This is a genomic window from Nonomuraea purpurea, assembly GCF_042650645.1.
GTDB classification, from domain to species: domain Bacteria; phylum Actinomycetota; class Actinomycetes; order Streptosporangiales; family Streptosporangiaceae; genus Nonomuraea; species Nonomuraea purpurea.
The window spans coordinates 486,380-505,465 of the sequence record NZ_JBHSBI010000001.1 but is presented as its reverse complement, the minus strand read 5'-3'; the positions used below and the strand labels follow the sequence as shown (position 1 = coordinate 505,465).

19 protein-coding genes are annotated in these 19,086 nt (G+C 70.6%); 4 read left to right on the top strand and 15 right to left on the bottom strand.

What is annotated here, in order from left to right; translation table 11 throughout:
* Positions 1-6: 6 nt before the first annotated feature.
* The 5 genes from ACFOY2_RS02415 to mycP all read right to left on the bottom strand — a co-directional run bounded on the left by ACFOY2_RS02415 (position 7) and on the right by mycP (position 3,500).
* Positions 7-1,248, bottom strand: a complete 1,242-nt coding sequence (locus tag ACFOY2_RS02415) for a hypothetical protein (RefSeq protein WP_379526220.1) — start codon at positions 1,246-1,248, stop codon at positions 7-9.
* Between the two features lie 9 nt (positions 1,249-1,257).
* Positions 1,258-1,593 carry a hypothetical protein gene (locus ACFOY2_RS02410; protein ID WP_379526219.1) on the bottom strand — a complete coding sequence of 112 codons (336 nt, stop codon included), beginning with the start codon at positions 1,591-1,593 and terminating at the stop codon, positions 1,258-1,260.
* Between the two features lie 6 nt (positions 1,594-1,599).
* Positions 1,600-1,911: a WXG100 family type VII secretion target gene (locus ACFOY2_RS02405; protein ID WP_379526218.1), complete on the bottom strand. Its 312-nt coding sequence runs from the start codon at positions 1,909-1,911 to the stop codon at positions 1,600-1,602.
* Positions 1,912-1,928: 17 nt separating this feature from the next.
* Positions 1,929-2,270 carry a WXG100 family type VII secretion target gene (locus ACFOY2_RS02400; RefSeq protein WP_379526217.1) on the bottom strand — a complete coding sequence of 114 codons (342 nt, stop codon included), beginning with the start codon at positions 2,268-2,270 and terminating at the stop codon, positions 1,929-1,931.
* 66 nt (positions 2,271-2,336) lie between these two features.
* Positions 2,337-3,500 (bottom strand): type VII secretion-associated serine protease mycosin, encoded by a 1,164-nt coding sequence (gene mycP, locus ACFOY2_RS02395; RefSeq protein WP_379526216.1) that lies wholly within the window; start codon positions 3,498-3,500, stop codon positions 2,337-2,339.
* 131 nt (positions 3,501-3,631) lie between these two features.
* Here mycP and ACFOY2_RS02390 point away from each other — a divergent pair, with 131 nt between their 5' ends.
* From ACFOY2_RS02390 to ACFOY2_RS02380, 3 genes are read left to right on the top strand one after another with little or no spacing between them, the layout of a single operon-like run.
* Positions 3,632-4,246, top strand: coding sequence for a hypothetical protein (locus ACFOY2_RS02390; RefSeq protein WP_379526215.1), 615 nt, complete (start codon positions 3,632-3,634; stop codon positions 4,244-4,246).
* Positions 4,243-5,436 (top strand): hypothetical protein, encoded by a 1,194-nt coding sequence (locus tag ACFOY2_RS02385; protein ID WP_379526214.1) that lies wholly within the window; start codon positions 4,243-4,245, stop codon positions 5,434-5,436. The genes ACFOY2_RS02390 and ACFOY2_RS02385 overlap by 4 nt, the downstream gene beginning before the upstream one ends.
* Entirely contained in the window at positions 5,433-7,154 is a 1,722-nt protein-coding gene (locus ACFOY2_RS02380) for a serine/threonine protein kinase (RefSeq protein WP_379526213.1), read from the top strand. The genes ACFOY2_RS02385 and ACFOY2_RS02380 overlap by 4 nt, the downstream gene beginning before the upstream one ends.
* Positions 7,155-7,288: 134 nt before the next feature.
* Here the strand turns inward: ACFOY2_RS02380 and ACFOY2_RS02375 are convergent, their stop codons facing one another.
* The 4 genes from ACFOY2_RS02375 to ACFOY2_RS02360 all read right to left on the bottom strand — a co-directional run bounded on the left by ACFOY2_RS02375 (position 7,289) and on the right by ACFOY2_RS02360 (position 13,542).
* Positions 7,289-9,634: a DUF3488 and transglutaminase-like domain-containing protein gene (locus ACFOY2_RS02375; RefSeq protein ID WP_379526212.1), complete on the bottom strand. Its 2,346-nt coding sequence runs from the start codon at positions 9,632-9,634 to the stop codon at positions 7,289-7,291.
* Positions 9,635-9,726: 92 nt separating this feature from the next.
* Entirely contained in the window at positions 9,727-10,851 is a 1,125-nt protein-coding gene (locus tag ACFOY2_RS02370) for a DUF58 domain-containing protein (protein ID WP_379526211.1), read from the bottom strand.
* On the bottom strand, positions 10,848-12,992 hold the full coding sequence (locus ACFOY2_RS02365) for a hypothetical protein (RefSeq protein ID WP_379526210.1): 2,145 nt from the start codon (positions 12,990-12,992) through the stop codon (positions 10,848-10,850). The genes ACFOY2_RS02370 and ACFOY2_RS02365 overlap by 4 nt, the downstream gene beginning before the upstream one ends.
* Positions 12,993-13,125: 133 nt before the next feature.
* Positions 13,126-13,542 carry a YbaB/EbfC family nucleoid-associated protein gene (locus tag ACFOY2_RS02360; protein ID WP_357817912.1) on the bottom strand — a complete coding sequence of 139 codons (417 nt, stop codon included), beginning with the start codon at positions 13,540-13,542 and terminating at the stop codon, positions 13,126-13,128.
* A gap of 108 nt (positions 13,543-13,650) precedes the next feature.
* Between ACFOY2_RS02360 and ACFOY2_RS02355 the strand changes: the two genes are divergently transcribed.
* Positions 13,651-14,391, top strand: coding sequence for a hypothetical protein (locus ACFOY2_RS02355; protein WP_379526209.1), 741 nt, complete (start codon positions 13,651-13,653; stop codon positions 14,389-14,391).
* Here the strand turns inward: ACFOY2_RS02355 and ACFOY2_RS02350 are convergent.
* The 6 genes from ACFOY2_RS02350 to ACFOY2_RS02325 all read right to left on the bottom strand — a co-directional run bounded on the left by ACFOY2_RS02350 (position 14,385) and on the right by ACFOY2_RS02325 (position 18,992).
* Complete coding sequence (locus ACFOY2_RS02350; RefSeq protein ID WP_379526208.1) at positions 14,385-15,590, bottom strand: type II toxin-antitoxin system HipA family toxin; 1,206 nt, start codon at positions 15,588-15,590, stop codon at positions 14,385-14,387. The two genes, ACFOY2_RS02355 and ACFOY2_RS02350, sit on opposite strands and share 7 nt — an antisense overlap.
* A complete protein-coding gene (locus ACFOY2_RS02345; protein ID WP_379526207.1) occupies positions 15,583-17,184 on the bottom strand; it encodes a DUF262 domain-containing protein in 1,602 nt (533 codons plus the stop codon). The genes ACFOY2_RS02350 and ACFOY2_RS02345 overlap by 8 nt, the downstream gene beginning before the upstream one ends.
* 76 nt (positions 17,185-17,260) lie before the next feature.
* On the bottom strand, positions 17,261-18,037 hold the full coding sequence (locus tag ACFOY2_RS02340) for a class I SAM-dependent methyltransferase (protein ID WP_379526206.1): 777 nt from the start codon (positions 18,035-18,037) through the stop codon (positions 17,261-17,263).
* Between the two features lie 9 nt (positions 18,038-18,046).
* On the bottom strand, positions 18,047-18,316 hold the full coding sequence (locus tag ACFOY2_RS02335; RefSeq protein WP_379526445.1) for a substrate-binding domain-containing protein: 270 nt from the start codon (positions 18,314-18,316) through the stop codon (positions 18,047-18,049).
* Positions 18,316-18,693, bottom strand: coding sequence for a hypothetical protein (locus ACFOY2_RS02330; RefSeq protein WP_379526205.1), 378 nt, complete (start codon positions 18,691-18,693; stop codon positions 18,316-18,318). Before ACFOY2_RS02330 ends, ACFOY2_RS02335 begins: the two co-directional genes overlap by 1 nt.
* The gene (locus ACFOY2_RS02325; protein ID WP_379526204.1) at positions 18,690-18,992 is read right to left on the bottom strand and encodes a hypothetical protein; all 303 of its coding nucleotides are present in this window, start codon (positions 18,990-18,992) and stop codon (positions 18,690-18,692) included. The genes ACFOY2_RS02330 and ACFOY2_RS02325 overlap by 4 nt, the downstream gene beginning before the upstream one ends.
* Positions 18,993-19,086 lie beyond the last annotated feature (94 nt).

Below are 19,086 nucleotides of genomic sequence, written 5' to 3'. Positions count from 1 at the left end.
CCGCCTTCATCCCACCACCGGCGGGCCGCAGTCGACCGCGGGCCGGAAGAAGTCGTCGCCGCCGCCGCGCGCGTTGCCCGTGCGGCGGCCGGTCTGGTTCTCCTGCCCGGCCATCCCGCCCATGGGCATGAACGGCATGCCCGTGCCGCCCGTCGTGGCGCGCTCGGCTCCTGCGGGGGCGGGGCCGGTCGCGGGCCAGGACGCGTCCACCACGGGCACGCTGCCCGGCCGGACCGACGGGCCGCTCTCCGAAGCCCTGGCCTGCTGGGCGGTGGCCACGTCCGGGTCCCGCCGGCCGGCTGGGGGCGCGGCCTGCTCGATGGGCGAGCGGCCTTGGGGCGGGGCGGGTACGCCGGGCGGTGGCGTGTGCACCGGGCCGATGGGCTGCCGGGCGTTCCTCGGGTCGCCGTTGGGCTGCTGGGCGTTCGGCGCGGAGGCCGTCGAGGTCGTGCCCGGCGGGCGGCCGGCCGAGGGCGGGGTGGGGACGCCGACGGGTGGCGCGGTCGTCACCGGTGGCGCAGGAGCGGCGGCCGGGGGTATCGCACCCGGCGTGGTGGACGCGCCCGGTAACGGGCCGGCGGACGTGGCCTGGTAGCCGGGCGAGGCCGCCAGGTCGGTCGTCGGGCGTACCGGGGCCGTGTCCTCGAACGGCAGGTCGCCGCCCCGTACCGGCGGCGTCGGGGCGGGCCCGTCGGGCGGCAGGTAAGGAGCCTGGGAGGCCAGGGCGGCGTCCCATGGCAGGCGGTCGGGCAGCTCCGCGTGCGCGTTGTGGAACACGCCGTTGAGCCGCACCATGAACTGCCTGGCGTCCTCGTCGGCGTCGTTGACCGGAATCTCGCCCCCTGACCCCATGGCGTAGACGTTGCGCGTGCGCTGCTCGGTGGCCTGGTCGAAGCGCTCCTTGGCCGAGACCAGCTCCCGGCTCACGTTCTCCAGCGAGAGCGGGACACCGTCCACGCCGCCCCGCAGCGCCTGCAGGTACGACTGGATGCGGTTCATCCGGGTGAGCATGGCCCTGGCCGACTCGCCGCCCCAGTTCCCGTCCGCCACCAGCCGCCCTGCGGACTCCCTCAGTGCGGCGATGGTCTCGGTGAGCAGCCTGGACGTCTGCCTGTAGGCGTCCGCGACCGGCCCGAACTCGTCGGGCCTGGTGCCCATGACCAGCCCGCGGATCTGCTCGCGCCCACCGTAGGCGTTCGGGTTGCCGCCCTGCAGGCAGCCTTCCTTGATCGGTCTTGGCTCCGGCAACTCGTCCCTCTATCCGGTACGGGGCGCCGCCCCGGCGGCCCGCTGGTCGGCGTCCCGGACGGCGTTCGCCGTGCCACGCAGGTCGGCGATGACGCGCTGGACCTGCGCCAGGACGAACTCCAGCGAGTCCTCCGTGGCCAGCCGGGCCCGGCTCACGGTGTGGGCGTATTCCTGGGCGATGTCCCAGCTCCCGGGGGCGCCCCACAGGTCGGGCATGTTGTACCTGGCCGCCTCCAGCCGGGACTCCAGGTCCTCTTCGAGCGTGGCGGCCACGTCGAGCAGCACCTCCGGCCTGCACATCATCTTCTCCCCGGCGGCGGCCGGGTCGATGAGCGGCTCGTTCACCGTGGCTCAGGTGCCCCAGCGCTGAACGTTGGCCCGCTCAGCGTCCCGCATGATCTGGGTCGCGTCGTGCAGCGAGGGCCCGAACCTCTGCATCGTGTCGCCCATGGCCACCACCGCGTTGTTCCACTGCTGCTTGGATTCCACGTAAAGGGCCGCGGCGGAACCGCCCCACCCGTCGCCGGCCTGCTCCAGCTTGCGCAGATCGTCTTCGAGGTCGGCCAGCTCGCCGACCAGATTGGCGTAGGCGCGGCCGAGCTCGGCCGCGACCTCTTCCATCTCGTCGAAATTGGTGAGAATGATGCGGTCGTCATAGGTCATCGTGCTGCTCCGTTTCTTCAGGGCCGCGGGGGAGGCGGCAGCGTGGCGTCGAGCTGGGACCTGAGCCGCCCGACTAGGTCGTTCGCGGTGGTGGTCGCCTCGGTGTACTGGATCTCCGTGCCGTGCAACTCCTTGGCGATCTCGTCCAATTCACGGAGCACGATTTGGAACTGGGGAATCCACTCGTTCCACACTGCCTTGAAAGTGTCGGCGGAAGCGCCCTTCCAGTGTTCGCCCAGCGTGTTCGGAATCGACTCGAGCCGGGTGTAAATCTGCTGAATGTTTCCGTGAGCGAGCTGCGCGCGATCCGCAGCGGTCTGGATACTGCCTTCTACATAACGTGTCGGCTGTTCTGTCATAGTGTTCCTTTCCGAGCCGGAGAACTTCACATCGGGCTTCAAGGTAACCGGCCATTATGTACCGGGCTACGATTTCAACTTTCCTGTAAATGTTGGGGCCCCTCCCGCCCGCCAACCCCTGCGCCGGGCCCTGGGCAGCGTCAGCGCCAGGAACACCAGCAGCACGGTGGCCCCGACCGCGCCCACGGTGATCATCACGGCGATGCCGCGCGTCCTCGGGTCGGGGACCGGGGCCCGGGCCAGGACGATCGGCGGCACGGCGGGCCCGCTCCTCTCGGCGTCCGGGAGCACCGAGGTGACCGCGAGCAGCGGGTTGACGAGCCCCGCCCCGGTGCCCGCGGCGCCGCCGCCCTCGGCGGTGCGCTCCAGTCGGCGCTTGACCTGCCAGTGGTCGAGGTCCGGATGTCTGGCCCTGACCAGGGCGGCCACGCCCGCCACGAAGGGGGCGGCGAAGCTGGTGCCGTCCAGGCCCGTACGGTAGCCGCCGCCCGTCCACGCGCTGGTGACCCCGGCTCCCGGCGCGGTCACCGAGATGCTGGTCGCCTCGTTGGAGAACTCCGACTTGCGGCCGTCGGGCGAGGCCGAGCCGACCGCGATCACGCCGGGGTACTCGGCCGGGTAGGCGGGCGTGACCGCGCCGTCGTCCTGCTTGACGTTGCCCGCCGCGGCCACGATGACGACGTCCTTGCCCTGCGCGTACGTGACCGCCGCCTTCAGCGTGGGATGGTCGTGGGCCTGCATGGACACGTTGATCACGCCGGCACCCAGGTCGGTCGCCCGCCTGATGCCCTGGGCCAGCCGCGACACGTCGCCCGTCTGCCCCTCGGTCTGCTTGATCGACAGGATCCTGGCCGAGGGCGCGACCCCCATCACGGGCACGCCGCGCGAGGTGAGGTCGCGGCCCGCGATGATCCCGGCGACCGCCGTGCCGTGCCCCGCGCAGTCGCGCGCGCCGGTGCCCGTGAGGTCGATCCGGCGGGTCACGACGCCGGCGAGCTGCGGATGCGTGGCGTCCACGCCGCTGTCCACGACGGCCACGGTCACCCCCTCCCCCTTGGTCAGCCGCCACACCCGCTCGAACCTCAGCCGCTCCTGCGGCCACGGCTTGCCGGTGACCTCGGCGACGCCCGGCTCGGGATCGCAGCGGTTCTGGGCAGGGGTCGGGGGCGGGGTCGGGGCGATGGCGAGCACCAGGCCGATGGCCGCAGCGCCGTACCAGGGATAAGGCACGATACGAAGTCTGCCGATATTTCCGATTTATGCGGCTCTCTTAGAAATATCTTGAAATAAAGCGCTGAGCCCCGGGCCGCGGGATAGGCATGGCGTTGGCATGTCCGTCGACGTGGACACGGAGTGTGATCATGGGGGCACCTGGGGGCGACGGGGACGAGCGTCCTCTCGTGGGCCGGTCGTACAAAGAACGGCCGCTGGTCACCGAGACCTACGAGGGAGGCTTCAGCAGCGAGGGGTACGACTTCGAGGCCCGCAACGTCGAGGACGCCTACGCCGACCATCTCCTCGACTACGGCGTCGGAGGCTATCCGGGCGGCCCGTGGTCGCGAAAGGACCCGGAAGGCAAACAACTGCTCGCCGACAACCCGGTCAACCCCGACGCGGTCCAGCGACGCCAGTTCGTCGACGTCGGAACCTACATGGACCCCGACACCGGCAAACCTCGGCCGTCGTCCCCGATCGAGCAGCTCCGCGAGGACCTGGACCGCCTGAAGGGCAAGGGCGAAGGCCAGGGCCTCAAGGTGCTCCTCACGCTCTCGGCCCTGAAAGATCAGGACCTCGGCGCCTGGCAGGCCGCCAACGACCTGTGGGTGACCACCGAACGGGCCAAGACCACGGTGGACGGCGCGATCCAGCGGGTCTTCACCGTGTACGAGGCCGTGGTGCAGGCCCTCGACGACACGGTCAAGACGGCCACGGGCGCAGACAAGTCCAGCGCCGACAACCTGAGGACGCCGAGATGACCGACTTCTGGGAGGAGGCGCTCAAGGACCCGCGGGCGCCGCAGCCCGACGGTGTCCGCCCGCTCTACGGCGGCGACTCCGACAGCAGCGCCGGCATCGCCGCCCTCATCGAGGACACCAAGCCCGAGCTGATCGCCCAGGCCGGCAAGAACTACCAGGTCATCGCCGGGATGTGCCGGGATTCGGTGGAGAAGCTGAGCCAGCAGGCCCAGATCATCGCGAAAACGATGGGCGGGGACTCGGCTCAGGGCGTTCTCAACACCATCAACGAGCTGCAGCAGGACCTCGCGCGCATCTACGACGCCGCCAGTTCGGTCGGCCGTCCCCTGGAGTGGTACGGCAGCGACGTGCTGCCGTGGTTCCAGCGCAACGTCCCCAGGACGGGCTCCATGAGCATCGACGACGACCTCTTCGACGGCATGGGCGCCGTCGAGGACAACGCCCACGCCATCGCGCGCCACCACCTGCAGCTGCTCAACGCGTTCATGGGCGACGCCTACAACGCCATGAACGGGTACGTGGAGCAGAGCGCCACCGCGCCGCAGACCGGGCTGCCCGGCACGGGCCTCGGCTCCGGGCTCGGCGGCATTCCCCCAGGCGGACTGCCCGGCGGGTCCGGCTCGTACCCGGGAGCCGGCCTGTCCTCGCCGTACGGGAGCCCCGACCTGAACGGGCTCACCGGTCCGAAGTCCGGCCTCGACGTGCCCGGCACGCAGACGCCCGGTTTCGGCGACCCAAGCCGGCAGGACCCGTCACTCCAGCCCCCGCAGACCACCGTCCCGGGCAGCCCGGACATGAAGAACCCGGACATGAAGACCCCGGACGTGAAGACCCCCGACCTCAACACGCCCGATCTGCCGCAGACCCCATCCACGACGAACCTGGCCAACGTGCCGCAACCGCCGTCCCTGGGGGGCCAACCACCGCAGACGCAGACCGGGCTGCCCGTCGGCGGGCCAGGCCCCCCTTCTGGCACCTCCCCCGTCACGCAGCTCGGCGCCGCCGCGGGAGGCCCGGCGGCCGGCGCCGGAAGCACGGGCGCGTCCGGGATGCCGATGGGAATGGTCCCGCCGATGGGGGGCGCGGCGAACGGCGGTCAGGAGCGTGAGCGGGAGCGCGCCAGGGCCTCGCTGGTGGAGGACGAGGCCTTCGACAGCGATGACATGGGCGGCCCGTCAGTGATCGCATGACGGTGCTCACCGAGCGGGTCCGCGGCTACCGGCTGCTGGAGCGGGCGGGGCAGGACGGCCCCTGGGCCGTGCACCTCGCGCGGGCCGAGACGTCAGGCACGGAGGTGCTGGTCAAGACGCTGGCCTGCCACCGGGTGGAACGCCGGGCGCTCAAACGCATCGTGCGCGGCTTCGGCTTCCCCGACTCCCTCGCCGGACAGCCGGGCATCATCCCTGTCCTGGAGGTGGGGGCCACGGGGGACGGACGGCCTTACCTGGTCACGCCCCTCCACGAGGGCCTCACGCTCGCCGAACGTCCGGGCCGCAGCCTGCCGATGCCGCCGGACCAGGCGGTGGAACTGCTGCGGGCGGTCGCGGGCGCGCTCGCGGCCACCCACGCGGCGGGCGGCGTGCACGGACGCGTCACCCCCGAGAACGTGATCACTACCGGGGGCGGGGTGGCGCTCACGGGGTTCGCGATGTCCGCACTCATGTCGATCGTCGAACTCCCCGACGGGACGCTCCCCTCCGTCCACGCCGCCCCCGAGGAGCTCGAGGGCCGGCCGCCGCTCCAGGCGTCCGACGTGTACGCGCTGGGCTCCATGATGTATGAACTGCTGGCCGGACGGCCCGCGTTCGCGCTGGACGGGCCGGGGAGCACGGGACGGTTCGTGCTCGGGGTGATGACCGAGCAGCCGCCGCCGCTGCCCGCTTCGGTGCCTGGTGAGCTGGCCGACCTGCTGGCCAGGGCGATGGCCAAGGACCCGTCCGCCCGCCCTGCGGCCACCGACCTCACCGCTGTCGAACGTGCCCTTCCTGGCACGCCCCCAAATCAGCCCCTCACCGCGCGCCTGCCCACCGCGGAAACAAGCGGAAACCCGAACCAGCCGCCGCCCACGGCGCGGCTGCCCGTTTCCCCGCCGGACGCCGAGCAGTCGGTGCCCCGTGAGCTGGTGTGGACGGTGGACCCCGACCGTTCCCAGGTCAGGCCGCCCTTCGGCCCGCAGCCGTTCTCCGCCCCCGCACCCGCGACCGCCTCCCCCGACGATGACGGCGGCGGCGCGCCGGTCGTGGGGCCGCGGCGGCGTAGCAAGGTGCCCTTCTTGATCGCCGGTGCCTCGGCGCTCGTCCTGCTGCTCGGCGTCGGCAGCGTCGCCCTGGCGATGAGCGGCCGGCTCGGCACCCCGGCCGCGCAGGAGCCCGTCGCCGCGACCGCCGACACCCCCGCGAGCCCTGCCCCCGACACGCTCCCCCAATCCGACGGGCGCACCTCATCTCCCGAGGACGACCAGCGGCCCCCCTCGCAGGCCGCCGAAAACCAGCCCACCAGGCAGACGTCGTCACCGCCGCCGCTCCGCCGCCAGACCACCGACCCCGCCACGATCGCCGTCCACCGTCCGAAGGGCCTCAAACTGGTCTCCGACAACGGCTCCACGGTCACGATCGCATGGAAGTCCGTCCGTAAGAACGGCTACCCGACGATCGTCCAGATGGCCCCTGGCGACCGGATGATGTCGGCGGCGAGCGGCAGCAACACCTACACCGTCGGCGGCCTGGACTCGGCCACGGGCTACTGCTTCAAGGTCGGCACAGTGGTCGCCCTGGGCCAGCCGTCGTCGGTCGCCTGGTCGGGCGCGATGTGCATCCGCGGCGCCACCGAGGCCAACCCCGGTCAACAGCAGAACGACGAGGTCCAACCCCCGATCGTGCTCCCCATGGTGACGCCGTCCCCGTCGTAACCCCAGCCCGACGGCAGCCGCCGGACATCCTGCCCTCACCGCCGACTACCGGCCAATCGTCGCGATCCGATACCGACCCAACCGCCCCATCACCCTGGCCAGGCCCAGGCCGCCGCAGTCCGGTGAGGCCCGCGCTAACTACCGAGCAGGGATCGTGGTGAGAGTCTGCGGAGGATGCGTTCCGGCAGTGCGGCCTTCCGCCGGACCAGTTCGTCCACCCCGGCGTAGTGACGCCAGGCCAGGTCGGCGTCGGCCTGGTCGATGGGCGCCCCGCCGAACGTGGCCAGGTTCGCGAGGTCGGCGAGCGCCGTCAGGGGTTCGCGGGCCGGCGGCCCCAGGCCGGACTCCGCCAGGAACGCCACCTCGCGTGCCGTCAACGCGCCCGACGCCACCGGGATCCCGGCCCCGCGCAACCTGGTCACCGTCTGACGCCACGCTCCCGCCACCCGCGCGGCAGGGGAAGCGGCCCGGCGGCGGCGCATCCGCCGTACGGGCGGGACGACGATGACGGCGACCAGGTACGCGACCAGCATGCCCGCCGGGATGGCCAGCCACACGGCCGGGTTGTCGGACGAGCCGTCCGCGCGGGGTTTGCCGGTCGGGGTCGACGGGTTGGAGGGCTTGGGAGTCGGCTTGGGCTGGGAGGAGTCGCTGTTGATCGCCTGCTCGATCTCCCGCGCCTGCTTCGGCGCCCCCTCCGCCACGTCGCCGTTCCCTCCCGAGTGCGTACGGGACGGCGTCGGATAGAACGGCACCCACCCGATCCCCTCAAACCGCACCTCGGCCCAGGCCAGCACATCCCCACCCCGCACCTGCCGCACACCCCCCGCAACATCACCACTCCCCGCCGACCTCACCGGCCGGCCAACACTCGTCGGCCTTCCCTCACCACCAACACCCGAGAAGCCATCGGCACCCACCGCACCGCCACCACCCGCCGACCCCACCGGCCAACCAACACCCGGGAAGCCGTCGGCACCCGCCGTACCGCCCGAGCCAGCCGTACCCTTCGAGCCCGCTGCGCCGGGGCCGTCCGGGGTGGGGGGCGGGGTGGTTGTGGGGGTGCCGGGGCGGAAGCCCACGACGATGCGGGTGGGGAGGCCGATGGATCGGGCCAGCAGCGCGAACGATGCCGCGAACTGCTCGGTGGTCCCCCGCCGCGACTCCGTCAGGAAGAACTCGATGCTGCGGTACCCGTGCCCAGGTGCCGAGGTCACATCGTTCTTGGCGTGTTTGCGCAAGTAGGCGGCCAGCCGGGCGGCCTGCTGGGTCGGGCTCTTGGCTCCAGCCGTGGCGCGGCGGGCGATCTCGGCGAGCCGGGCGCGTTGCGGCGGTGTACGTCCGTCGGGCCCGTCGGGAAGCCGCAGCGCCCCCGGGTCCTGGGCGGGGGTCGCCGCGCGCAGCTCGGCGGCCGAGTAGCGGCGGATGCCCGAGGTCACCTCGTACGTCATGCCCTCGCGCGCCTGCGTGCTGGCCAGCATGCCGGTCGCGGGATCGACCACGATGCCGGCCCCGGTGGCGAGCGTCGGCCGGTCGGCGGCGGGCAGCCACGGGCCCGGCAGCCGCTGCAAGGTGAACCGCTGCCGGACCGCGTCACTCGCGCTCTCCGAGCCGGGCACCCGGCCGCCGGTGGGGACGAAGCCGGCGTTCGACGTCCACGTGACCCCGTCGAAGGTGTCGAGGACGGCCAGCCGCAGGTTCGCCTCGGAAGTGGTGGTGACGGTGAACAGTTCGCGTTGGGGGTTCTGGAGCCACGCCGACACCTGGTCGAGCGCGCTCACGCCGTCGATCGGCTTCGGCGGGGGCGGTTCGACGAGCGTGCGTACGTCGTACGGTCGCTCCGCCATGGGCAGCACGGGCCCGGCGACGACGGCGGCCAGCACCAGGCAGGCCAGCAACGGGACGCCGGCCGCGACCGTCCCCGCCGATCTGGCCGCCCTGACCAGGGCGAGCAGCAGCGCGCAGGCCGCGAACACCGCCGCGTACGGCACCGCCGACCCCGCGCCCCCGACGCCCAGGACGACGGCGACCGCGAGCACGGGCAGCGCGGCCAGGGCCGGCAGCAGGACGGCCGTGGTGCGCAGCGCGACCTCGGCGCCCGCCGTCGTGGCGGCCCAGACCAGGAAGCTGACCAGCACGATCGCCTTGCTGTCGGGGGCCGCGGGCAGAATGGTGGTCAGCAGCCAGCCGCCCGCGTCGCGCACTCCGAGCAGGGCCGCGCGGACGGACGCCGGGCTCGGCACGACCCCCAGCCACGCCTCCGCCCTGAACACGGTCGCCGACACGGCCACCAGCCAGGCCAGCACGCTCACCGGGATCGCCCCCCACAGCGGCAACCGGCCGGCCAGCAGCAGCGCGAGCACACACGGCACCCCGGCGGCAAGCGCGACAACGGGAATCAGCGCAGCCAGCGGGAAAACCCCGTCGAACGCCAGCCCAGCGATCGCGCCAAGCAACCCCACAAGACCGACAGACGCCACCCTACGCACCACCGAGCCAGGCCCACCCGACCGCACACCAAGCGGGCCCAGTCCCGACGGTGCGGGCGGTGGGTGGGTTCCGGGCGGTCCGTTCAGTTCGGCCATGCGCCCGCCAGGTCGTCGAGGTCGCTGATCTCGATCACGTTCACCCCGGCCGCCCCCGGCATCCCGCCCTCTGTCGGGTCGCCGACCCGTACGTACAGGACCAGGTCGAACCGCCGCCGCACCGAGGCCGCGTCGGCCAGGGCCGCGAACGTGCCGCTGACCACGACGAGTGTCCCGCCGGATCCGGCCCTGCGCAGGGCGTGCAGCGGGGGTTCCGCGTCGGGTGAGCGTTCCACGACGGCGAGCCGGTCGAGCACCTCCTCCGACTCCCCCGGCCCGCCCTTGGCGTGCAGGAGTTCGCCCGTCCCCGTGAGCAGCCGCACGGGGAAGCGGTCGCGGGTCACCGAGCAGGCCACCGACGCGGCCACGTCCACGGCCAGTTCGAACTCGTCGTCGCCTTCGTAGGAGGAGTGCCGGGTGTCGAGGACGGCGACGGTGCTGGGCAGGTTGACGTCGGTGAGTTCTTTCACCATGAGAACGCCGGTGCGGGCGGTGGAGCGCCAGTGGATGTGCCGCAGGTCGTCGCCGATGACATAGTCGCGCAGGCCGTTGAAGCTGATCGCGCCGCCCGGAGCGGACCTGGAGGCGAACCCGTCCAGGTGGCGCTGCCGTCCGGCGTTGAGCGGCCCGAGTGTGACCGTGCGCGGCCTGACCAGCAGCAGGTCGCGCCGCCCGTACGCGATCGAGCGCCGCGCGAGCCCGAACGGGTCGGTGCGGTCGAGGACGAGCGGCCCGACGGGCGTCTCGCCGCGCCGCCGGGTGGGCAGCCGGTAGGACACCGTCCTGGCGGTGTCGCTGGCCAGCGAGGGCACCTCGACCGTGACGGAGGTGCCCCGGCAGGTGTCGCGGGCCACCAGCCCGGAGTGCCGCCGGCGGCCGGTGTTGCGGACGTGCAGGGTCGCGACCGCCGGATCGCCGCGCGCCACCTTCACGGGCGTCACCTCGCGGCGTACCGAAAGCCCCGCGCCCCTGAGCGTCCACAGCGCGCCGGCGCCCACGGCGGCCAGCCCGGCCACCGCCAGCACCGCGGACTGGGCGTAGCCGAAGGGCGCGCCCACGGCGTACACGAGCGCCGATGCGGCCGCCAGCCCCCACCCTGCCCTGGTGATCATTCACACTCCCAGAGCGGGGCCGCGGGGAAGCCCCCCTTCGGGGTGTCCATCAGCACGTCGTTGAGCCAGCCGTTACCCCGGGGCGATTCGACCTTGTTCCAGACGTCGCTGCTCTGGCCCGTGTCGTTGTCGGTGTAGGGGGCGCCCCTCTGCTGGCAGATGACGGTCATGGTGATGTACTCGCGTTGCGGGATCCGCCCGGCCTGGCCATCGGTGTTGGGCCCCGGCCGGATGAGCGTGTCGCGGTGGTCGTTGTTGGCGTTGCGGAACTGCGCGGGCGGCGGTTGCAGGTTCGCCGTCACCTCGGCGCGCTCCTGGCTCTCGCCTGCGGCGTTCTTGGCGCGCAGCGTCCAGGTGTAGGACTGGCCGTTCTTCAGCCCGGTCACCTCGGCGCCTGTGCCGCCGGGCGTGCCGGGGTGGTTGCCCGGCCCCTCCAGGATGTAGGTGGCGTCCTTGGCGTTCTCGGGCGCCGACCAGGTCAGGTCCGCGCCGTGGTTCTTGCCCTTGGCCTCGAACCCGGCCGGGCGTCCTGGGGCGACGCAGGGGCGTACGGGGATGGACGGCTGCGAGACGACCTCGCCGCCCTCGTACTCGGCGGCCACCCGGAAGGTGTACTCCTGGTCGCACTGCCCGCCGTTCACCCTGAACTGGAACGGCCCGTCGGGCTTGACGCGCGAGGGCGTGACGTCCGCGCCGCCGGGCGCGCCCTTCAGTGTGTAGCCCGTGACCGTGCCCTGCCCGGACGGGGTGAAGACGATCTCCATCCAGCCGGGCCCGGAGTTGGCCGTGACGGTGCCGGGCGGTTCGGGGGGACGCGTCGGCGTGGGGGTCGGCGTCGGGGTTCGCGTCGTCTCGGTCGGGGTCGGAGTCGGGGACGGGGTGGGGGTCGCCGTCACGGTCACGGTCGGCACGGCCGTCTTCGTCTTCGTCGGGACGGCCGTCGGCCCGCCCGTGGGCTGCCTGGTCGGATGGGTCGGGACGACGGTGGGCTGCGCGGCGGTGGGCGTGTACGTCGGGATCGGCAGCGGGGTCGGGGTGTCCTTCTGATCGAGCGCCTCGTCGTACTTGCCGACCCGGCGTCCCCTGCCGTCCTTCTCGATGACCAGGGCGGTCTCGCTGAACTGGTCGTTCACCCAGAGCAGCCCGTCCTTGACGAACACCTCCAGCGGCCCCGGCTTGCCGGTGACGACCTTGTCGGGTTCGAACCGTTTGGCCACCGTGTCGTACACGATGAGCCGTCCGGTTTTCTCGTCGGCGATGTAGATCCGCCGCCCGAGCGCCTGCGGCGCGCCGAGCTTGCCGCCCTTCACCGACACGGTCGTCAGCGCGCCGCTGGCGGTGTCGACCATTACGAGCGCGCCCTGCTTGGGCGCCAGGATCGGCACGGTCTGGCTCTCGGCCACGGGCGGCACCAGCAGGCCGCCGCTGCCGGCGTCCGTGACGGTGCTGGGCAGCGAGACCTGGAGCCGGGTGCCGGTCGAGCCGATCACCATGGCGGAGGCGCCGGCGGAGTTGGTGACGAACGGCGTGCCGCCCGCGATGGTCAGCGTGAGCGGGTCGCCAGGCTCGCCGACCGTGACGGCCTTGCCCTGCTGCGCGCCGTTGACCTGGACGAGCGTGCCCTCTTCTGGGACCGGCACCCACAGCGTGCCGTTCTTGTCGATGCCGGCCTGGCCGAGCGGTGCCTTGAGGGCGATCGCGGCGCCGATCGTGTCCACGGTCAGCGGGTCGAGCTGCTGCACGGTGCCGGCGCGCGGATCGATCCCGTACGCCTTGCCGGCCCCCATGACGATCTGCGTGCCGCCCGCGCCGAGCGTGCCCGTCTGGGCGACTTCGAGTTGGGTGGGGTCGATGCGGCTGACCTTGCCGGTGGACTCGTCGACGACGAGCACGTTGTCGCCGTCCTGCACCACCTTCAGCGCCTCGCCCTGCTTCGCGCCCTGTTTTGCCGAGGCCAGGTCCACCCGGCCGTCCACCTGCCCCGACAGGCCGTTGGCGTGCACCACCTCGCCGTTCAGCGCGCTGGCGAGCCAGGCTCCGACGTCGGCGAGCTTCGGCCGGGCGCTGGAGACGCCCGTGCCCACGAACAGGGCGACTCCCACCAGAACGGCCACGAGCGCGGCGGCGACGATTCCCGCCATGCGCCGTCCCGCCGCGCTTCGCCACCGAATGGCCACCGATTCACATCCCGCAAGATCCATGCGCATACGTGTCCGCCGACACGCTAGGGCGAGGCCCGCACGTCACGACGTCCCTTCAAATAACCTGGAAGCGTCAGCGGAGATCTCCGCGTCTTTCGTCGATGGCCTGGAGCTGTTCTTCCAGGGACGTCTCCAGCGACTCCAGCACGTTGCCGAAGCGGTCGTCGAGCAGTTGCTGATCGGGCAGGGAGGCGCCGAGCGTGCCGGCCATGACCGCCTCCACCCTCCTGGCCACGTCGTCCTGGGCCTCCTGGGCCGCCCGCAGCACGGCCTCGGCCAGCTTCTGGCTGTCCAGGCGCATGGCGCGCGGCGCGAGCACGACGTCCTGGAGCCTTCCAGAGGCCCCCGCGGTGACGCGCACCTGCCCGTCCGCCGCCTCTCCTCGGCCGACGACCACGTCGATCTCGCTTCTGAGCTCTTCGACGCGCGCCAGCATCTCCTCCGCCCGCGCGGTGATGCGTTCCAGGTCTTGGGGGTCGAAGTCGGTCAACGTACCTCCTGGCTGGCTGTCTGCGGGGGGAGCGTACGGGGCCGCCGTCCATTTCGGAAAACGTTGAAGTGGCCCAACGCGGCGGAGCGGCGTGGTTACCCTCGGCCAATGTTCTCGAGATACAGCAGGTCGCTGGCGGCGGCCATGACGATCGCCCTGACGTTAATCGTCGGCGTCCCGCAGGCGGGCAACGCGACGGCTTTGGGCACCTACGGCGAATATTCGCGGATGTTCGAACGCAGCGCCGGCCAGTTCTGGTCGGGCTCTTGGCGCAACCAGTGGTCGTGGGAGCCGCAGGGCGGCAACGTCTCCTACATCCGGTGGGGCGACCCGGCCAAGTGGCCGCCGGCGAACTACGAGAAGTTCCAGCGCGTCGGCGACTGGGTCGTGCTGGACGGCTACGGCAACAAGGAGGGCATGCTCAAGCAGCGCGTCACCAAGGAGCAGATCGGCGACGTCAACTGCAAGAACATGCGGCCGATCCTGTCGCTGGACGGCAAGCAGCACTACGTGAAGTGGAACATCCAGTCGCAGGCCTACTGCCTTGAGGCGTGGGGCAAGATCCTCATCCCCGGCGGCACCGACGTCGACTTCTACCACAAGCAGGTGTGGTTCCCGCCGTCCGCGCCGAACTGCGGCAACAAGTACTTCCAGGGCCGGACCTGCATCAAGCAGTTCGAGATCTGGAAGGACAACAACCGCGGCAACGGCGACGTGGGCGGGCCGCTGGAGCTGCGGCACGAGCGCGACAACATCTTCGCCAAGGGGCTCGGGCCGGCGTTCATCATCCACAACTACTTCCCGGACAAGGGCTGGCAGGCCGAACTGCGCAGCAGCTGGACCTACTGAGGCCCCGACCGCCGGGCCAGCAGGGGAAGCGACTTGAGCCGCTGCTCAATGTGAGCGGAGACGAAGGAAGGAACCGCCGAATCCGCCTTGACCTGCGGCCACGTGTCGACCAGCGCGGCCGCAGTCTCCCCTACAACGCGCAGGACAAGGTCGGCCTCCAGCCCAGCGCGTCGGGCCAGGCTACGAAAATTGTCCAGCGTGATGAGCTTGGCGACCTTGCCGCCGTTCACGGGGAACGCCAGCTCTTCCGCGCGGAAGTCGTCGTAGGCGGACACCGAGACGAAGTCGTAGGCGGGAGACAGCCGCGCCGTAACGCCGTCCGGATAGCGGAGTGTCCAGTTCTTCAGATGTGCGTCGAGATTGCCCATGACCACGATCGCAGCCAGCCTGCGCAGATATTCCTCCATGTCCTGAGGGCAGAGCGCGTTGATGAAGCGGGCCAGTCCGGCATAGGTCGCCCGATCGTATTTGGAGGCGACGGCGATCTCTCTGATCTGCGCGAAATCCTCCTGATGGACACGTCCCCCAGCGGGCCTGTCGAATCGTCGCACGGCGAAAGCCCGTTCCTCCGGATGGATCAGCCCGTCCGGCAGGCCGAGCAGATCTGTCCCGTGGATGAGCCGGATCTCCGGCACGTCGATGCCGACGAGGCTCGCCCACGTGAGCATGGAGTATTCGTTCGCGGGAACCTCGGGAAAGCGCCGGTCGGGAAGCTTGACAATCCAGTCGCCTCCCCTCCCCGAGACCGGCAGCACCAGTCCTTTGCCTTCCCAGCGCATGGAGAACTTCGCCTGAACACCGGCCAGGGAGAACCGCACTGTTCCCGTGCCGTCGTCGTGTGGTTCGGCAGTCGGCTCCGGCATGACGGGGACGGCGGACTCGGAGACCACGCGAACGTTTCCAGGAAGATCTTCCCCCAGAAACATGAGGACTTGGAAGTCGTGCGGATTGGACCTGCCGAGCTCCCTGCCGATCAGGTTGCGCAACCCGCTGCCCTGCTCGGGCAGTAGGTTGGCGAACCACTCCGGCACGGAACCGCTCGCCGCCCGGCGCTTATCCGGGTTGGCCTCGAACGCCTGGCCCAAGATCGGGTGTGCGGGGTCCCTATCCTCGTAGTCGAACCACGTACTGCCGTCGCGATAGTTCAGAGTGCCGACCCGACGGTCTCCGAGGAACACTCCGGCCGCAGCCTCAGTCAAGTTCTCCCCCCTCATCGAAGAGTTCTGTCAGATCCGGCCCGTCCGGGAAGCCGAACAGGGCGCGACTCTGAACATGGTCATAGATGACCGTCTCGATTTCCGTGCCGCGCCTTTCCAGAAAGCTTGTCCAGCGTCCGCTCCGAAGCAGCGCCAGGGACTCGGCGTCGAGGCAGTGGCTGGCCAGCAGCTGCTGGTCGAGGTGCTGGTGCAGGAGAAGCTCGGCAAGGTCACCGACATCGCCGGGCCGCTGAACAATACGGTTGGCCATGCCTCCGTTGGACACATCCGCGACGTCAATTGGAACGAGCGGCGTGCCGGCCTCGAGCAGCTCTGCGATGTCGACCGGCTCGCCGAACGCATCGGACTCGCCAAGGTTCCTCGGCTCCCGAGATAGCAAGCCGAGAATGTTGACCTTGGCTTGGGCGCGGTTGAGGCGAGTCTGGGAGAGATCCGGCCTCCATGGTGTCGTGGTCGGCAGGAGTTCTATCAAGCGTTGAGCGCTTTCGAGCGGGTCGGTGTGTACCGCAGCCGCGCCCTGGCGCAATGCGACCGTGTTGCCTTGTGGCGCCACACCGAGGACGGCTCCTCGCCAGATCCAGCGACGGAGCAGTTCGGCGGCTCTGCCTCGCGGCGGGCCGAATGTCGCGACGAACCGGGCCAGCACCGGGACGTATAGAGCGTAGGGCACAAGCTTGGCGTGAGGGATGTCCGCTTCGCTGCGGAGAAAAGCTATGACATGGCCCAGGGCCCGCTCCGTGCGAAGGAATGCGTCGTGCCGGTCATCGTCGTGGACGAACTCGTTGCGGAAGTCCCGGTCTACCTTCGGGCTCCGAATGGCCAGCAAACTTTGCATGAGAATCTGCTCGGACAGCTCACCGAAGCCGAACGTCCGAACGCTCGCACTCAACGTACGCAGGTCGCCGGGCTTCTGCTCTCCGGTGATCGAATGCAGCGCGTTGAACACCTCAGCGCTCTTCAACGGCTTCCCGAAGGTGTTCATCCGATCAAAGATGTCACGCAGTGCGTGATCGTCCTCACCGGTGACGATATACATAGGAACTTTGTAGTCCCGGACGGCGGCCACCATCTGGTCGGCCAGCTCAATCTGCGACTCACTCAAATGAATCCGAGCACGAATCCAAGCATTTGCCCGCGCTGTGTCCAGGACCAGGGACATGGGCAACTGGTCTTCACCTGGCTGATGCCGGCGAGGCAACGAGACGAACGTCCCACGCTGCAGATCGAAATAAATGCGGAAGCGCGGGTCTGCAATGTCCTCGTCGGCAGTGAGCGCGCCGACGAGGCTGGTGATTCTTTGCTGCCCGTCCACCACCCAATAAGCGTCACCGACCGCGTGAGCTTCGACGTGCAAGTGGCCGATCACCACAGTCCCGGAGGGCGCAGGACGCTGCCAGACCAGCAGGTTACCGATGGGATAGCCTCGGAGGATGCTGTCGAACAATGCGGCGACATCGCTGCGCTCCCATCGATAGGAGCGCTGAAACGAGGGGACCCGTATCCGGCCATCACGCGCAAACTCCACCAAATCACTCAGCGAAATGCTATCGACCTTGGGTCGAGTCACCGCAGCCACTCCGGCCTCCCCTCACGACCACCCTATGCCTTTTCGTTTAGACTCTCCGCTCGAACGCTTGGTCCCGGCGTTGATCTTACGATGACCCGGCCTCTGAACAGCTCCGCCGCCGCACGGACGTGACCTTGCCATCGGAACGGGCGAGCAGGGCGAAGCGGCGGGCGGTCGCGCGCAGCGGGCGGCCGCGTTCCATGTCCGCGTGCAGCGCGCGCAGCCGGTCGGCGTAGCGGTCCACGTCGAAGTCCGGCACCTGCCAGGAGATCACCCGCAGGAACAGCACCAGCGCGCCGACGTCGTGGAACGTGGTGGTGTACGTCGCCTCCTGCCGCCAGACGACGTCGAGCTCCGCGCAGGCGGAGTCGAGGTCCCAGTCGCGGCCCTCGTGCGGCGGGCCGCCCAGGACCTGGTTGATCTCTTCGAGGTCGCGGCCCGCGACCTGCTGGGTGACGAACGTGCCACCGTCGGCCAGCACGCGGCGGACCTCGCTCGGGTCATACGAGGTGTGCCGGTTGACGACCAGCTCGAACGAGCCGTCGGGGAACGGCAGCGTCCCGCCGGCCGCCACGACCTCGACGCCCAGGGGCGCGAGGCGGGCGCGGGCCACCGGCAGGTTCGGCGGGTGGCCCTCGGTGGCGGCGGTGCGGGACGGCAGCGGGGCCAGCGAGGCCAGCAGCTCACCGCCTCCGGTGCCCAGGTCGAGCAGGGAGGACGCGGCGGGAAGGCGTTCGCGCACCAGCGCCTCGTAGTCCCATGGCAGATCGCCGTCGTCGGTCATGCGGCCGTGGAAGACGCCGAAGTCCCAGCCCTCGAACGGAGTGGCGAGCGCGTCGCGGATCAGCTCGTCGTAGCCCATACCTGACGATCATGCCGTGGGGGACGGCGGCGCCGCGCCTCCTTTTTCCGGGGTGCTCTCGCGTAGTACTACTTCAGCGGGCATCCGGGCGTCGCCGTCGTCGTCGGACAGGGCCAGCCGCATCGCGCTCAGCCCCGCCTCGCGCAGCGGCACGGCCACCGTGGTGAGCGCGGGGACGACGTCCACCGCCGAGCCGACGTCGTCGAACCCCGCCACCGCGAGGTCCACGCCAGGGATCACCCCCGCGTCGCGGAAGGCCGTCATGGCGCCGATGGCCATCACGTCGTTGACCGCGAAGACCGCCTCGAGTACAGGACGTGGTTGGTGAGGTCGTAGCGGGCGTCGAGGTACTTGCCATACCCATAGACCAGGTATTCCGATTTGTCGTTATAAATCGTGTTGTTGTAGATCTTGGCGGCCGCGGCCGGGTCCGAGTGCAGGTAGATCTGGTAGCGGCTGTTGCCGGCGATGACGTTGTTCCTGACCACGGCGTCGCCGAAGGCGAACTGGCACAGCAGCACGCCGTCGCCGTTGCCGTGGATGAAGTTGTACTGCACGACCTGCCGGGTGGTGCCCTTGTCGGGGTCGATGCCGTTGGAGTCGGCTCCCCCGGCCTTCTGCTGCGTCTCGTACACCTCGTTGAACTGGAAGGTCACGTCGTCGGCGAAGTAGGACTCGATGCCCGAGGTGCCCGCACGGTAGACACGGTGATGGGCGCGCCCGGCCGGCCCGAGCCCTTGGGCCAGAGTTGGCCGGCCCACCGCTGACCTGCGCGCAGCAGGATGCGGTCTCCCGGGGCGAACGTGGTCTGGTTCACCTTGGTCAGGCTCTTCCACGCGTGCGCCCGGTCGCGGCCCGAGGCGGTGTCGTCGCCGGCGGCGGCGTCGACGTAGTAGGTCGTGCCCCGCTGCGCCGCCGTGGCGGCTTGGGCGGGCGGGGCGAGCGCCATGACCATGACAGCTCCCGTTATGACATGCAGGAAATTTCGGACATGTGGCATTGCCACGCTCCTTGGAAGGGGGTGCCCGCCGGGGCGGGGGATGATCAGG

Excerpts from the sequence above, each read along its gene's own strand:
- ACFOY2_RS02405 (WP_379526218.1), bottom strand. The coding sequence starts at position 1,911 with ATGACCTATGACGACCGCATCATTCTCACCAATTTCGACGAGATGGAA.
- ACFOY2_RS02400 (WP_379526217.1), bottom strand. The coding sequence starts at position 2,270 with ATGACAGAACAGCCGACACGTTATGTAGAAGGCAGTATCCAGACCGCT.
- ACFOY2_RS02390 (WP_379526215.1), top strand. The coding sequence starts at position 3,632 with ATGGGGGCACCTGGGGGCGACGGGGACGAGCGTCCTCTCGTGGGCCGG.
- ACFOY2_RS02385 (WP_379526214.1), top strand. The coding sequence starts at position 4,243 with ATGACCGACTTCTGGGAGGAGGCGCTCAAGGACCCGCGGGCGCCGCAG.
- ACFOY2_RS02380 (WP_379526213.1), top strand. The coding sequence starts at position 5,433 with ATGACGGTGCTCACCGAGCGGGTCCGCGGCTACCGGCTGCTGGAGCGG.
- ACFOY2_RS02370 (WP_379526211.1), bottom strand. The coding sequence starts at position 10,851 with ATGATCACCAGGGCAGGGTGGGGGCTGGCGGCCGCATCGGCGCTCGTG.
- ACFOY2_RS02365 (WP_379526210.1), bottom strand. The coding sequence starts at position 12,992 with ATGGCGGGAATCGTCGCCGCCGCGCTCGTGGCCGTTCTGGTGGGAGTC.
- ACFOY2_RS02355 (WP_379526209.1), top strand. The coding sequence starts at position 13,651 with ATGTTCTCGAGATACAGCAGGTCGCTGGCGGCGGCCATGACGATCGCC.
- ACFOY2_RS02340 (WP_379526206.1), bottom strand. The coding sequence starts at position 18,037 with ATGGGCTACGACGAGCTGATCCGCGACGCGCTCGCCACTCCGTTCGAG.
- ACFOY2_RS02335 (WP_379526445.1), bottom strand. The coding sequence starts at position 18,316 with ATGGCCATCGGCGCCATGACGGCCTTCCGCGACGCGGGGGTGATCCCT.
- ACFOY2_RS02325 (WP_379526204.1), bottom strand. The coding sequence starts at position 18,992 with ATGGTCATGGCGCTCGCCCCGCCCGCCCAAGCCGCCACGGCGGCGCAG.